Source organism: Pseudomonas sp. CFBP 8772 (genome assembly GCF_014841665.1).
GTDB lineage: Bacteria > Pseudomonadota > Gammaproteobacteria > Pseudomonadales > Pseudomonadaceae > Aquipseudomonas > Aquipseudomonas graminis_B.
The window spans coordinates 163953-177624 of the sequence record NZ_JACYUI010000010.1 but is presented as its reverse complement, the minus strand read 5'-3'; the positions used below and the strand labels follow the sequence as shown (position 1 = coordinate 177624).

At 58.9% G+C, this 13672-nt stretch carries 17 protein-coding genes, 1 tRNA gene and 1 pseudogene; 8 read left to right on the top strand and 11 right to left on the bottom strand.

What is annotated here, in order from left to right; all coding sequences use genetic code 11:
* Positions 1-7 precede the first annotated feature (7 nt).
* From IFT99_RS19910 to IFT99_RS19880, 7 genes are all read right to left on the bottom strand, one after another.
* A complete protein-coding gene (locus IFT99_RS19910; RefSeq protein WP_192134574.1) occupies positions 8-1009 on the bottom strand; it encodes a glutathione S-transferase family protein in 1002 nt (333 codons plus the stop codon).
* A 97-nt stretch (positions 1010-1106) separates the two neighbouring features.
* A complete protein-coding gene (locus IFT99_RS19905) occupies positions 1107-2108 on the bottom strand; it encodes a glycosyl transferase family protein (protein ID WP_192134572.1) in 1002 nt (333 codons plus the stop codon).
* Positions 2105-2440 carry a TusE/DsrC/DsvC family sulfur relay protein gene (locus IFT99_RS19900; RefSeq protein WP_192134570.1) on the bottom strand — a complete coding sequence of 112 codons (336 nt, stop codon included), beginning with the start codon at positions 2438-2440 and terminating at the stop codon, positions 2105-2107. Before IFT99_RS19900 ends, IFT99_RS19905 begins: the two co-directional genes overlap by 4 nt.
* Positions 2437-2736 carry a sulfurtransferase complex subunit TusB gene (tusB, locus tag IFT99_RS19895; RefSeq protein WP_192134568.1) on the bottom strand — a complete coding sequence of 100 codons (300 nt, stop codon included), beginning with the start codon at positions 2734-2736 and terminating at the stop codon, positions 2437-2439. Before tusB ends, IFT99_RS19900 begins: the two co-directional genes overlap by 4 nt.
* Positions 2736-3098, bottom strand: coding sequence for a sulfurtransferase complex subunit TusC (gene tusC, locus IFT99_RS19890; RefSeq protein ID WP_192134566.1), 363 nt, complete (start codon positions 3096-3098; stop codon positions 2736-2738). Before tusC ends, tusB begins: the two co-directional genes overlap by 1 nt.
* A 1-nt stretch (position 3099) precedes the next feature.
* A complete protein-coding gene (tusD, locus tag IFT99_RS19885) occupies positions 3100-3492 on the bottom strand; it encodes a sulfurtransferase complex subunit TusD (RefSeq protein WP_192134564.1) in 393 nt (130 codons plus the stop codon).
* A gap of 114 nt (positions 3493-3606) precedes the next feature.
* Positions 3607-4278, bottom strand: coding sequence for a Bax inhibitor-1/YccA family protein (locus tag IFT99_RS19880; RefSeq protein WP_065989182.1), 672 nt, complete (start codon positions 4276-4278; stop codon positions 3607-3609).
* Between the two features lie 169 nt (positions 4279-4447).
* Between IFT99_RS19880 and IFT99_RS19875 the strand changes: the two genes are divergently transcribed.
* Positions 4448-4538, top strand: a tRNA-Ser gene (locus tag IFT99_RS19875).
* Between the two features lie 187 nt (positions 4539-4725).
* Positions 4726-5538, top strand: coding sequence for an XRE family transcriptional regulator (locus IFT99_RS19870; RefSeq protein ID WP_192134562.1), 813 nt, complete (start codon positions 4726-4728; stop codon positions 5536-5538).
* A gap of 91 nt (positions 5539-5629) precedes the next feature.
* Here the strand turns inward: IFT99_RS19870 and IFT99_RS19865 are convergent, their stop codons facing one another.
* Complete coding sequence (locus IFT99_RS19865; RefSeq protein ID WP_192134560.1) at positions 5630-5950, bottom strand: DUF1654 domain-containing protein; 321 nt, start codon at positions 5948-5950, stop codon at positions 5630-5632.
* 495 nt (positions 5951-6445) lie between these two features.
* On the opposite strand from IFT99_RS19865, the gene IFT99_RS19860 reads away from it, so the two are divergent.
* The 5 genes from IFT99_RS19860 to IFT99_RS19840 all read left to right on the top strand — a co-directional run bounded on the left by IFT99_RS19860 (position 6446) and on the right by IFT99_RS19840 (position 9059).
* A complete protein-coding gene (locus tag IFT99_RS19860; protein ID WP_192134558.1) occupies positions 6446-6649 on the top strand; it encodes a Com family DNA-binding transcriptional regulator in 204 nt (67 codons plus the stop codon).
* A complete protein-coding gene (locus IFT99_RS19855; protein WP_192134556.1) occupies positions 6639-7811 on the top strand; it encodes a cellulase family glycosylhydrolase in 1173 nt (390 codons plus the stop codon). Before IFT99_RS19860 ends, IFT99_RS19855 begins: the two co-directional genes overlap by 11 nt.
* Before the next feature lie 275 nt (positions 7812-8086).
* Positions 8087-8404: a phage holin, lambda family gene (locus IFT99_RS19850; protein ID WP_192134554.1), complete on the top strand. Its 318-nt coding sequence runs from the start codon at positions 8087-8089 to the stop codon at positions 8402-8404.
* The gene (locus IFT99_RS19845) at positions 8401-8607 is read left to right on the top strand and encodes a hypothetical protein (RefSeq protein WP_192134552.1); all 207 of its coding nucleotides are present in this window, start codon (positions 8401-8403) and stop codon (positions 8605-8607) included. The genes IFT99_RS19850 and IFT99_RS19845 overlap by 4 nt, the downstream gene beginning before the upstream one ends.
* A 26-nt stretch (positions 8608-8633) precedes the next feature.
* The gene (locus IFT99_RS19840) at positions 8634-9059 is read left to right on the top strand and encodes a cell wall hydrolase (protein ID WP_192134551.1); all 426 of its coding nucleotides are present in this window, start codon (positions 8634-8636) and stop codon (positions 9057-9059) included.
* Between the two features lie 70 nt (positions 9060-9129).
* On the opposite strand, the gene IFT99_RS26945 is transcribed toward IFT99_RS19840, so the two are convergent.
* Entirely contained in the window at positions 9130-9918 is a 789-nt protein-coding gene (locus tag IFT99_RS26945; RefSeq protein WP_446731146.1) for a methyl-accepting chemotaxis protein, read from the bottom strand.
* A gap of 69 nt (positions 9919-9987) precedes the next feature.
* A pseudogene (locus tag IFT99_RS26940) lies at positions 9988-10755 on the bottom strand (MCP four helix bundle domain-containing protein); the annotation flags it as partial.
* Positions 10756-11018: 263 nt separating this feature from the next.
* Between IFT99_RS26940 and IFT99_RS19830 the strand changes: the two are divergent.
* Entirely contained in the window at positions 11019-11903 is an 885-nt protein-coding gene (locus tag IFT99_RS19830) for an EamA family transporter (protein WP_192134549.1), read from the top strand.
* 119 nt (positions 11904-12022) lie between these two features.
* Here IFT99_RS19830 and IFT99_RS19825 read toward each other — a convergent pair whose 3' ends face one another.
* Positions 12023-13510, bottom strand: a complete 1488-nt coding sequence (locus tag IFT99_RS19825; RefSeq protein WP_192134547.1) for a SulP family inorganic anion transporter — start codon at positions 13508-13510, stop codon at positions 12023-12025.
* Between the last annotated feature and the right edge of the window lie 162 nt (positions 13511-13672).

Here is a 13672-nt window from a genome sequence, read left to right as displayed (position 1 = left end):
AAACCCTTCAGCCGTTGTGCAAGATCCCTTTCCCGTTCAAACGCCCCCGATCATGCTCGCCGCTGAAGTCCTGCTGCGGCCCTTTTGGCACGATACCGGTCGGGTTGATGGTGGCGTGGCTCCCGTAGTAGTGATGCTTGATGTGCACGAAGTCCACCGTCTCGGCAACACCCGGCAGCTGATACATCTCGCGCACCCAGTTGCTCAGGTTCGGGTAGTCGGCAATGCGTCGCAGGTTGCACTTGAAGTGCCCGTGGTACACCGCGTCAAAGCGAATCAGCGTGGTGAACAGGCGCACGTCCGCTTCAGTCAGGTACTCGCCCGCCAGATAGCGTTTCTCGCGGAGCAGCGTTTCCAGTGCATCCAGCTCGGCGAACACTCCATCGAAAGCCTCTTCGTACGCACCTTGCGACGTCGCGAATCCGGCGCGATAGACGCCGTTGTTCACGGCCGGGTAAATCCGGTCGTTCAGCCGGTCGATCTCGTTGCGCAGCGGCTCTGGATAGAGATCCAGGTGATTGCCGGTCAGTTCGTCGAACGCCGAATTGAACATCCGGATGATTTCCGACGACTCATTGCTGACAATGCGATTCAGCTGCTTGTCCCACAGCACCGGTACCGTAACCCGACCGGTGTAATCGGCGGTGTCGGCGAGGTAGCGCTGGTACATAAAGGTATGGCCATCCAGCGCATCGCCGGTAGAACCGGTCTGCTTGTCGAATGTCCAGCCGTTCTCGCGCATCAGCCAACTGACCACCGAGACGTCGATCAGGCTTTCCAGACCCTTGAGCTTGCGCACGATCAACGTGCGATGGGCCCACGGGCAGGCCAGGGAAACGTACAAATGGTAGCGACCGGCTTCCGCCTTGAAGCCGCCTTCACCGGACGGGCCGGGGCTGCCATCAGCAGTCACCCAGCTCCGGCGCTTGGCTTGCTCGCGCTGAAACGCGCCGTCTTTGCTGCTTTCGTACCACTGGTCTTGCCAGCGTCCTTCAACGAGAAGGCCCATGCCTGACTCCAAATTGAGCTGTACCGAAGTACGTTGGAGATCAGTCTAAAGGCAATCGTTCGAACGAATGGCGCAAAGACTGGGGAGTAGCTATCGGCTAAATCGATCTGTTCCGGTTTGCCCAATACTGCTCCGCCTGGGCGAAGGCTTCAGCCCGCGGCATCCCGAGGCCCCGCAGTGCCAGCGCCATGGTTGCGATCAGCGCCAGCTGCGGGTAGCTGTCCTCGATATCGCCTTTCCAGATCGCGACCAGATGCAGCGGGTCGAGGGTGGCAGGCTTCACGTGGCGACGGTCCGACAATGCCGGCCATTCCTCATCCCACGGCTGGCCATCGGTGGTGCCGTACAAATGGCTGATGGTGTCGGGATTGATCTCGACCTCACCACCGTCGCCCTTGATCACGATGGCGTGGTCGCCGAGCAGGCTGCTGGCGTCGCGGTGCACGCCCTGATAGCCAGGATGGAAAATACTCTGCAGCCCGCACCGCGCGCCCAGTGGGTTGAGGATGCGCGCCAGCGAATGGATCGGCGAGCGCAGCCCCAGCGTGTTGCGCAGATCGATCATGCGCTGAAGCTGCGGCGCCCAGTCGCCGAGGGGGGAGAACGCAATGTTCTGCTGCTCCAGCGCTTGACCCACCGCTTGCCAGTTGCGACACAGCGGAATCCCCAACAACTCCAGCAACTGCTCGCTGTACAACCGGCCGGCGGTATGGGCGCCGCCGCCGTGCATCAATACGCGCACGCCGTTCTGCGCCAGGCACTTGGCGGCCAGCAGGTACCACGGCAGGTGACGCTTCTTGCCGGCGTAGGTCGGCCAGTCGATATCGACCGTCAGTTCCGGCGCATGCAGACGCTGGCGCACCGCTTCGGTGAAGCCTGCGAGCTCATCCGGGCTCTCTTCCTTGTGCCGCAGCAGCATCAGGAAAGCGCCGAGCTGGGTGTCTTCGACTTTTTCATCGAGCACCATGCCCATGGCTTCCCGGGCTTCGGCGCGGGTCATGTTGCGCGCACCACGCTTGCCCTTGCCGAGAATACGAACGAAGGGCGCGAAGGGATGCTCGGCAGGGGTTTCGGTGACGAGGGGGGTGAAGTCAGTCATAGGCAATTGGTCGGCTTGGGCAGGCCCGCCAGCTTGGCGGCAAGTTTGGCGGGAGTGCCGTTGAACAGACGATTCAGGTGCAAGCTGTTGCCTTTGTCGGCGCCCAGTTTCAGCGCGGTGTACTTGACCAGCGGCCGTGTGGCCGGGGACAGCTGAAATTCTGCATAGAACCCGCGCAGCAGTTCAAGAATTTCCCAGTGATCGGGCGTGAGGGCGATGTCTTCCTCAAGGGCCAGGGCTTCGGCGACTTCGTTGGACCAGTCGTTTAGGTCCTCTAGATAGCCGTCTTTGTCCAGCTGAATACCGCGCCCGTCGACGATGAGCTGTTTCATAGCCACGTGTTGACCTTGTCGTAGTGCACCGAGAGCGTCACGAAGCCGGCATAGTCGACGCTTTGTGCCCAGTCAGGCAGCGCGATGTGTCGAGCGGTGGCGTCTTCATCGAGCACGAACACCTTCAGGCTGCCGGTTTTCGCGTTCAGCGACTGGGCGGCAGCGGTGTCTGCGCGCAACGCATAGGTTGCGTCGCCGCAGAGCAGGATCGCGTCTTCGCTTCCTAGCACGCGCAGGCAACTGCTCAGGCGCGAGTCGGTGAAAGGGGAATGAGAGAGTACGTGCAGGGTAGCCATCAGATCGTAATCACTTGGTCGTAACGGTCAATGAGCGCGGCGATCTGCGGGTCGTCCAGCACCCGAAGCGGTTCGACGCTTAACCCGGTTGGCGGCATCCCGCGCTGATTCAGGCTGGTGCGGCAGGCGAACAGGTCTTCCACGCCGAACATCGACAACGCCTGCAGGTTGGCGCTCAGGTCTTTCTGCTGCACCTGGCTGGCGTTCTGCGCCGTGGCCAACTGAAGCACACCGTCGTCCATGAACAGCATGGCGACCGGCAGATCGAACGCGCCGCCGGCCAGGGCAATGTCCAAGGCCTCGCGGGCATCCGGACCCGACCAGGGCGCCTGACGGCTGATGATCAATAACGACTTCGCCACGTTACGGCCCTCCAAAACAGATCAAGCGATCGGCCGTCTGTACTGCGTCGTGCAGCTGACCCAGCCCCGACAATTCCCAGGGTGCCGACAGGTTCGCCGCAGGTCGCGAATAACGCTCCGCCTCTTCAGCATTCAACACCCCCCGGCGCAGGGCGGCTGCGATGCACACCACGCCATCAAGCTGGTGGGTGCTGACGAAATCGCGCCATTGCGCGGCGGTGTCCGACTCGTCCTGGGGCGACACCACATTGCCGGACGCGCTGTGCACGCCGTCCTGATAGAAGAACAGGCGCACGATTTCATGGCCCTGCGCCAAAACCGCTTTGGCGAAAAGCAATGCACGCCGGGAGGAGGGCGCGTGGGCGGGCGAATGCAGGGCAATGGCGAACTTCATGGGCGGCTCGGTCGGGCGCTGACAGGGAACATGGGCGCAATGATAAAGAATTCACGAACGCCGGACAGCAAAAAGCCCGCAGAAGCGGGCTTTTTGTTAAAGCGGGCAAACGGATCAGTCTTTGCTGCCCATGATGCCGAAGATCTGCAACAGGCTGATGAACAGATTGTAGATCGATACATACAGGCTGATGGTCGCCATGATGTAGTTGCGTTCACCGCCGTGGATGATCGCGCTGGTCTGGAACAGAATGCAGACCGACGAGAACAGCACGAAGCCGGCGCTGATCGCCAGTTGCAGGCCGCTGATCTGGAAGAACATGCTGGCTACTACGGCCCCGAGCAACACGAAAAAGCCTGCGGTGATGAAGCCGCCGAGGAAGCTCATGTCCTTGCGCGTGATCAGCACATAGGCCGACAGACCACCGAAGACCAGGGCCGTCATCGCGAACGCGGAGGCAACGACTTCAGCGCCGCCCTGCATGCCGATGTAGCGGTTGAGAATCGGGCCGAGGATGAACCCCATGAAGCCCGTCAGCGCGAACGCCGAGACCAGACCCCACGCCGAATCGCGCAATTTGTTGGTGAGGAAAAACAGACCGTAGAAGCCGATCAGCACAACGAAGACGTTCGGGTAACGGAAGTTCATCTGTTGGGAGACGAACGCCATAACGCCGCTGAAGGCGAGGGTGAGGGCCAGAAGGCCGTAAGTGTTGCGCAGGACGCGGCTAACCTCTAGCTGCTCGACCTGCACGCGGTTGTTGACTGCGTAATCCTGTTCGCGCATGGCGCTACTCCTGGTGGTGAAAACGAAGGGTTTGAAACCTCAAGTTGCAAAGATCATAACAGAGGCGAGGCAGCGCGCTAGCCGGAGAGTTTGACAGCTTGTTTCATTACGGTATTATGGCGCCCGCAAAGCGACGGAGGGGTGAAAAACCTTCGACGCCAAATGCTTCGGGGAATTGGCAGAGTGGTTGAATGCACCGGTCTTGAAAACCGGCGAACGTTAATAGCGTTTCTAGGGTTCGAATCCCTAGTTCCCCGCCAAACACAGTAAAAAGCCCTGCATATGCGGGGCTTTTTTCGTTTTCGGGGTCTGGTTTTCGCTGGGCTGGATTTGATCTTCATCTTTCGGATCATCCTGCCCGGCTTGCGTGAGCATTAGCAAAGGCTAATCATGTGGCTGATAGCAGACCGTAATTTACTGTATGCTAACCGGAAGCGATGATGGGACATGGACATTAACAAGCTTAGAGCCGACGCCCTGAAAGCCCTGATGGCCGGGGCCTCCCAGAAAGATTTCGCCAATAGGCACGGCCTTGATGCGTCGTATCTGTCCCAGATTCTTAACGGGCACAGAAATCTCGGCGAGAAAGCTGCTGCGAATTTGGAAGAGAAGATCGGCCTTCCTTCGGGAAGCCTGGTCAGCCCTGCTGCGTCCGAGACTTCCGCGACAGCAGTGAAGGCCGGGCTTTCGGCACTGGAACAGCTCAAACAGTCCCTCGCCAAGGTGAAAGGCTTTTCAAATGAGGCGCGGGACCGGATTGTGGCGGCGGCTGCCGACCCGGATGACCAGAGCACAGACGTGCTTCCGGCCAATTACGCCGCCCTTCGTCCTACCCAGGAAGAGATTGTCATTCGCCAGTACGACATACGTGCAGCGATGGGTCACGGACAGGTGCCGCCTGATTACAATGAGGTCGTGCGCAACTTGGTTGTCAGAGAGGAGATTCTTCGCGAGAAAGGTGTGACCTACACCTCGAAGACAGCTCTGGCCATGATCAGTGGCTGGGGTCAGAGCATGGAAGGAACCATCAACGATAAAGACTTGGTGATCGTCGACAAAGGCGTGCAGGACTTCATCGGTGAGGGCATCTACGTACTGACTTGGCACCAAGAGCTGTACATCAAGCGCGTGATGCGACTGGACGAAGAGAATTACAGGCTTATTTCAGACAATCAGCATTATGAGAACCAGACGGCAAGGATCGACGACGTGACGATCCATGCGAAGGTTTTATTGATCTGGAACGCAAGAAAGGCCTAGTTGCGCTGGCCGATCTGGCCGACTAGTGGCCGGCACAGGCGGTTTTTTGAAGGTGCAGACGCCCGCGAATCAAGCGGGCTTTTTTGTGCACTCAGAAAGGCGCGGCTTCCTCCAGTGCTTCGAATTCGTCCCGCACTTGGACGCGGGGATCGTCATCTGACGGCGCTTCCCACTTCAGCGTGACCGAACTGTCTTCATCGTTGAAAACCATCTCTATCCCATCCACTTCCGCAATAGCCCCCATCACTTCGTCCCACTCTCGCTCGCCGTCGGTCTCCAGCTTATGGATCGTGACCCACATCTGATCCTGGGCGATCGGGTGGTTGATCATGCCCGCCACCCTTAGGTTCAGGCGCTCCAGGCCGGACATGGGCTCGCGCTCTTGAGACTTTTTCTTCTCTGGTAGGGACATCAGTTTCTCCTTGATTACTGTATATGCGTACAGTTCTCGTAAGCATAACGGCAGTCAGCTGTTTGCAAAACCCCTGTCAGAAATATCGACCTGCCTCGAGCGACCAGCACCCATTACAGGCACGAAAATAATTTAGCATTAGCTATTGACGCTAAATTTAGCGCTTGCTAACTTACATCCATCGCAGCGACATACCGCAGCGATACATGACTGGTGAAGCCGCCAGATAGCCAGGGACCAGCGAAGTGGTCTCCCAGCCCCGACAAGGGACCGACTGGATCAAAGCTCTTTAGCAGGACGGAATCACCGATTTCGCTGGCTGGCCTTGGCAACAGGGCCAGACGGGAAATCAACGAAGAAAGAGAGGGCAGTCAGGCGGGTGCACTAACACCCACAGGGATCGCCAGATCGCAGGCTGTACCTGCAAACCAGCCGAGGCCCTTACTCTCCGCGCGAGCGGGGCGGAGCCTGGCAGAATCCAAAAGGCTTCGCGGAATGTTGAAAGATTGCAGATGTGGAAAGTGCAAAAGACTTCTCGCCCGTATCGGTGAGATGACGGAGCTCCAGATCAAGTGTTCCCGGTGCGGGACGTTGAACCATGTGAGGGCCACGTGCCCCGAGCTATCGCCTTTGAGCGACATGAATGCGGAATTCTCCGCTAAAAATCATTCGACTCAAGGTAATCAAAATGTCCAATAGCAGCTCAGTAATCGCCCAGCTCAAAAACATTCCTCTGGTAGGAATCAACCTGGGCTCGGTCGCCAATGCGGGTCAAATCCTTCCAGGTTCGGCCGGCACTCATTATCAATGGCCCACTCGGGACACCATCACTCACTGGGTGAAGAACCTCGGTGTGCGCCTTATCCGTTTTCCGTTCGAACTGCAGCGCGCCATTGAGCTGTCGACAATTGACGGTCTGCCAGGTCAAGGCGCGAACTTGAAGCAGGAGTTCGTGGACAAGTGGAAGGTAATGCTGAAGGCGATCAGCGATGACTCTAACGGTGAAGCCAGGATCATCCCCGATCCGCATCACTACATGCGCCTGCATCGCTACCAGACCGATGCGAATGGCCAACTGACCGGTCAGCTTTACCCAAGTAAAGAGGCGGGCAATCAAGACGGCTGGAAAATTACAGAGCAGGTTCTGATCCAGGACGGTAACTCCGTCGGTGGTGGTTCCTGGAGTGCGGTCCACTTGGCGAACTTCCACCAGAAGTTGGTCGTTGCATGCGATGACCCTATGGTTCTGGGTTGGGGTTTGGGCAACGAGCCCTATCCCAACCCCAACGCCGGCGCAAAGGACTACATTACGTCGGGCGACTTGGAAACCCTTTACATCAACACGATGAATACCGTGCTGAAGGCCCTGCGCAACAGCTCCAAAAAGCCAGTCTTCATATGTGGGCTGCAATTCGCGAGTGCCAAGGACTGGGCGGGTGTCTCGGCGAATCTACAGTCGAAGATTGTAGATCCGGCGAACTCTATCGTGTGGGAAGCGCACGCCTATGCTGACGTCGATGGCGGATCGAGCGGTGCCTACAACGGCGACAACACCCAAATTTCGCCGACGGCACTGCGCGACCAAATCGTGGGTCCGTTTCTGACTTACGCCAAAGCCAACAAGATGGCAGCATTCATCGGCGAGACTGGCATTCCACCAACGGATGCTGGCCGTACCGCGCTGAAGAATCTGCTCGACAAAGCCAAGGCTGAGAAAATCCCCGTCACCCTATGGGTCGCGGGTCCGGGCACTGACGGCGAGAAGATGAGCCTTGAAGCGAGTAACCAGGCGGCAACGGTTACGATGGTGAAGCCATACTTCGCTGAGCGCATCACTCAGTGGGGTTACGCGCAAGCCTAGGTCTGGCTGGTAGAGCCTGAGCCTCCCATTCCGGGAGGCTCTCCTTCCCATTCTTTCAGCGACCGAGGGTGTGACACCCGATCCGGAACGCTACATAACAATACCCGCGCTGCTCCGACGGGCAGCGTGAACGACATGCACTTATTCAGAGCCTCGGCATTTGCCGGGGCTTTTTCGTATTCAGCCCCGCCACATTCATCGCTCCAAGTAGGGATTGCCGAGGGGCTGACCCATTCCCCGAGCCCGAGGGGGCGGACTGTCGGAGGTCGACGAAGATGCCGGAAAAAACACCTGACTTCTGGGCGCACGTCTGGCTGATCATCACGACGCCGCTCTGGCAGGGAGCGATCATGGCCGCCACCACTTCTCTGTTGCGCGTGCTCTATGAAGGCAAAGAAGCCAACAAATGGCGCGTCGTGCTTGAGGCGCTGATCTGTGGTGCGTTGAGCCTGTCAGCCAGCAGCGTCATCGAATGGATGGCCTGGCCGTCGAGTCTGTCCGTCGCCGCCGGCGGCACCATAGGGTTCATCGGCGTGACGGCGATCCGCGAGCTGATCATCCGGTTCCTCGGACGCAAGGCGGATTCGTTATGAGCCTTGGGGCCATTGTCGCCGTAGCCAAAGCGGGTTCCACATTGCGAGCCATTGCAGCCGCCGTGGTCATTGCAATCGTGCTGGGACTGCTGATTGCGCTCCAGCAGATTCGCGTTGTCAGTCTGCAGGGCGCCATCGCCCTCGATCGTGACGCGCGGCAGACCGCCCCCAAAAGCACATCCGATCGTCTAGCCCGCCGCTGAGCGGGTTTTTTGTCTGGAGAATAGCCATGACCGTCACTGATAGAGATCGCGACGTGCTCGCCCGCACGCTGTATGGCGAAGCTCGTGGGGAAGGGCTTGCCGGAATGCTGGCCGTGGCCTGGACGATCCGCAACCGCGTGAACGATGGACAAGAAAGGTCATGGTGGGGCGAGGGCTATGCCGGGGTGTGCCAGAAGCCCTATCAGTTCAGTTGCTGGAACAAGGGCGACCCGAACTATCCGTCCGTGAGCGGCGCGCGACAGATTCCGTTCCGCGAGTTGGCGCAGTGCCAAATCGCTGCCGACCAAGTAATCGACGGGAACGTGCCAGACCCCACCGGCGGGGCGACTCACTATTACGCGACCACTTTGTCGAGGGCTCCGGCGTGGGCAGCCAGCGCCAAGCCGACTCTGAAACTCGGGAGCCACATGTTTTTCAAGGACGTTCCGTGATCAGCGGCACAGTCATCTGCAAGCCGTTGGGGTAGGGAAGCCGGCTTCAGGGCGTCAAAGCAGCCATGGGCTAAAGCCGGAACTTGCCGACCATGTCGTTGAGTCGGACCGCGAGCGTCGACAGTTCGCTGCTTGCCTCCAACGTCTGTCTCGCGCCCTCGGTGCTTTGCATGGCCAAATCCCGAATGCTCACCAGGTTTCTGTCCACATCGCGGGCAACATGGGCTTGTTGCTCCGAAGCCGTCGCGATCTGCATGTTTCGTTCGTTGATTTCAAGGACTGCGTCGGTGATCAGGCGCAGGGACGAGCCTGCGTCTTTCGCAGAGGTCAGCGTGCTATGAACCTCCTGCCTGCTTTTGTCCATGGATTCCACCGCCGCGGCGGACCCTGACTGGACCTTGGTGATCATCTGCTCGATTTCCTGAGTAGACAGCTGGGTCCGGTGCGCCAGGGCTCGTACCTCATCTGCCACTACGGCAAAGCCGCGTCCTTGTTCCCCGGCGCGCGCCGCTTCAATTGCCGCGTTCAACGCGAGCAGGTTTGTCTGCTCGGCGATGGCGCGGATGACGCTCAGCACTTTCGTAATATCGTCAGCCTGACTGGCCAAGGCCTTGACCTGTACCACAGAGTTGTCCACGAGGTCGGCGAGGTTCGTCATGGCCGTCACCGTGTTGACGACCCGGCGGTTGCCCTCTTCGGCAGATGTGCTGGATGACTGCGCGGCCTCGGACGTCGAGTTTGCGTTTCTTGCGACTTCTTCCACCGCCGCACTCATCTCGGTGACCGCCGTGGCCGCCTGTTCGATCTCACTGTTCTGTCTTTGAAGTGTCCGGTCTGCGTTTTCGGTGATCGATGTCATTTCGACGGACGCGGTGCTCAGTTGGTCGGCCGCTCCCGATATTTCAGTCAGCGTGGTCTTCAAATTGCCGGCCATGAGATTGAGCGCAATCATCAGACTGGATATCTCATCCCGCCCTGTCACGGCGAGGACGCCGGAGAGGTCGCCCGTTGCGATTTTCTCCGCGAAGGTCAACGAACTGCCGACCGGCTTCACGATGCTTCGGGTCAGGGCATAAGCCAGGCCTATGGTGAGCACCGATGCACCCAGAACAACGGAGATAAGAACCATGATGCTGTGGTTGTAAACCTCTGCAGCGCGATGCCCGGCGTTGACGGCGTTCTGTGAATTAAGGTCGCGCAGCTTTGTGAGCTCTGCCTGATACTGCGTCGCGGTCTGCGCCTGTTCGTTGTTGGCGTAGTCCAGCGCGCTTTGATGGTCGGTTTTATTCAGCGAAATAATGTTTTTGACGCCAGCTATGTATTTCTCCATCAGGCCGTTCGCGGTTTGAAACTGCTTGTTATCTTCTTCGTCAGTAATCAGGTGTGCTCGGTAGTAGCCCGTCTTGTCTTCGAGCGTGGCGATGTCTTGAAAAATATTATCGGTGACTTTGCGTTGTGCGTCTGAGCCCGACACCGCCAGCGATCGTATGCTTTCCAGCCGGGTATGCAGCAGAGCGATCTGGATATCGTCAATCACCTGAATGCTGGGCACCACGTCGGTTTCCAGCTTTTGTTCAGTGGCACGCATTTCATCAATTTGAACGTAAGCGAACACGCCAAGGCCTAGCAGGATCAGCGTGATCAGACCGAAGCAGAGCAGCGCTCTGGTCGCAATTCTAAAGTTTTGTAGTTGCATGTGAGTTTCTCCGGAGCTCCAAAGGAAGGCGCTGAGGTCCGTTCCAGCGATCAGCGTGTCTGCCGGATTTTTGAATACTTAAGGTGCGTTCGGCGGATGGGCAGGCCTATGGCTAGCATGTCCGCGGGTTTGCTCAGTGCTAAATAATCAATTAACTAATTCTTCATTCAACGGTGCCAAGGCGTTTGCAAATGCAACAGACACGAGGCGATTATTGTTTCATCGGGCTCTCCCCAACTACCTGCCAACTCTTAAGGAACACCATGCCGTTTAAAGACCTTTGCCTGGCATTGCTGGTCATCATCGCGTGGGGTTTGAATTTCATCGTGATCAAATACGGGCTGGATGGCCTGCCGCCGATGCTGCTGGGCGCGCTGAGGTTCACGCTGGTTGCGATTCCGGCCGTGTTTTTCATCCGTCGTCCGCAGTTGCCCTGGTTCTGGCTGCTTGCGTACGGAGCGACCATTTCCTTCGGTCAGTTCGCCTTTCTGTTCGAGAGCATGGCCCATGGCATGCCACCGGGGCTGGCCTCCCTGCTGCTGCAGGCGCAGGCGTTCTTCACGCTGCTGTTCGCGGCGATCTTCATCGGTGAGAAATTACGCGTCTATAGCGTGGCGGGTTTGCTCATCGCCGCAGGCGGATTGACCCTTATCGGCATGGGCACAGGGGCTGCGACACCGCTGCTGGCGGTGTTGCTAGTGTTGTGCGCGGCCTCGATGTGGGCGTTGGGCAACATCATCACGCGCCGGTTCGGCAACGTCGATCTGGTTGCCCTGGTGGTATGGGGTGCGATTGTTCCGCCACTACCGTTTCTCGCCATGTCGCTGTGGCTGGAGGGGCCGGCGCTCATTGAGCATTCATTGCTCAACCTGAGTTGGAGCTCGGTGCTGTCGCTGGCTTATCTGGCCTTCGTCGCCACGCTCTTCGGCTACATCAGCTGGAGCAAGCTGCTGTCTCGCTACCCGGCGGGCAAGGTCGCGCCGTTTTCCCTGCTGGTGCCGGTGGTCGGCCTGAGTTCCTCAGCGTTGGTGCTGGGCGAGCGACTCAGCGTGCTGCAATGCGCGGGGGGTGTGCTTGTGATGTTGGGTCTGACAGTCAATTTGTTGGGCCCCAAATTATTCGGTGGAGGGCGACGCGCGGTGGCTTGATGACGCGCGACGCCGGATCACTTTCGCAAACCACGCGTATCCATTGCAGCGCTGCGTCTCTGCGCAGCGCAGGCCGTTGCCAAGCCTTCCCGGCGTCACTGCTGACCGTTTTGCTGCGGTCAGTGCCCCATTGGCGTCTCTAAACCGTCCGGTTTGTCATGAATGCCGAAGCGATCCACGAGAGTTGCACTGGCCTGGTTCATCCCGATGACATCCACCTGGACCCCCAGTCGACGAAGCTTGAGCACCACTTTGTCCAATGCCGCAACCGCCGTGATGTCCCAGAAGTGCGCGGCGCGAAGGTCAATGGCCAGCGTCTCGAGGGGCTCGTTGAGATCAAAGGATCGGATAAACCTGTCCGCTGATCCGAAGAACACCTGACCGGTTACCTCATACGTGCGGTGAGGGTGCTCGGGATCACGGGTTGAGCTCACCTCGAGCTGATGGCCGATCTTGTTTGCGAAGAACATTGCCGCCAGCAAGGTACCCGCCACAACGCCGAAGGCCAGGTTGTCGGTGGCGACCACGACCACGACCGTCACCACCATAACGATGTTGGTTGAAAGCGGGTACTTGTTGAGGTTGCGGATCGAGTCCCAGCTGAACGTACTGATCGACACCATGATCATCACGGCCACCAGCGCCGCCATCGGGATTCTCGCAAGCCAGTCGCCGAGAAACACCATCATGACCAGCAGCGACACCCCGGCGCTCAGCGTCGACAGTCGGGTGCGGCCGCCGGATTTCACGTTGATCATGGACTGCCCGATCATTGCGCAACCCGCCATGCCGCCTATCAGGCTGGACGCGATGTTCGCGATGCCTTGCCCCTTGCACTCGCGGTTCTTGTCGCTGGAGGTGTCAGTCAGGTCGTCGACGATGGTCGCGGTCATCATCGACTCCAGCAGCCCTACGACCGCCAGGGCGGCAGAGTAGGGCAAAACGATCAGCAGGGTGTCGAGGTTCAGCGGCACGTCCGGCCACAGAAATATCGGCAGGCTGTCAGGCAACGATCCCATGTCGCCTACGGTGTGTACGGTCAGTCCCATCGAGATTGAAATCGCGGTGAGTACGATAATGCACACCAGCGGCGAGGGGAGCAGTTTCCCCAGCACCGGCAGTCGTGGAAACAGGTAAATGATGGCCAGCCCGCCCGCCGTCAGGGCATAAACCGGCCAAGTCACTCCTGTGAGTTCCGGCAGTTGGGCCATGAAAATCAGGATCGCCAAGGCGTTCACGAACCCGGTCACGACGGAGCGGGAGACGAAACGCATCAGCTCACCCAGGCGCAGATAGCCGGCGATGATCTGAAGCACTCCGCACAGCAACGAAGCTGCCACAAGGTATTGAAGGCCATGGTCCCTGACCAGATTGACCATGAGCAGGGCCATCGCTCCGGTCGCCGCCGACACCATCGCCGGGCGGCCGCCGACGAAAGCGATGACGGTGCAGATGCAGAAAGAGGCATACAGGCCGACCTTAGGGTCGACGCCTGCAATGATGGAGAAGGCGATCGCCTCGGGGATGAGGGCCAGCGCAACAACGAGTCCAGCGAGTACGTTCGCTCTGGCGTCGGACAGCCAGGCGGTTCTGATGTTTTCAAACATTAATTCACCCAGGGCAGGCACGGCATGACGCACAGCGGCGGGCGCTGGGCGATACACGTGTGTCTGTTTCAATTGAGTTGTGGATTAGCCGCGGACAGAAAATCAGGCGCAGCAGGATTCGACCGCAGTCAGGTGGCGGTCAGGGTCAAGCGAGGGGGGCGT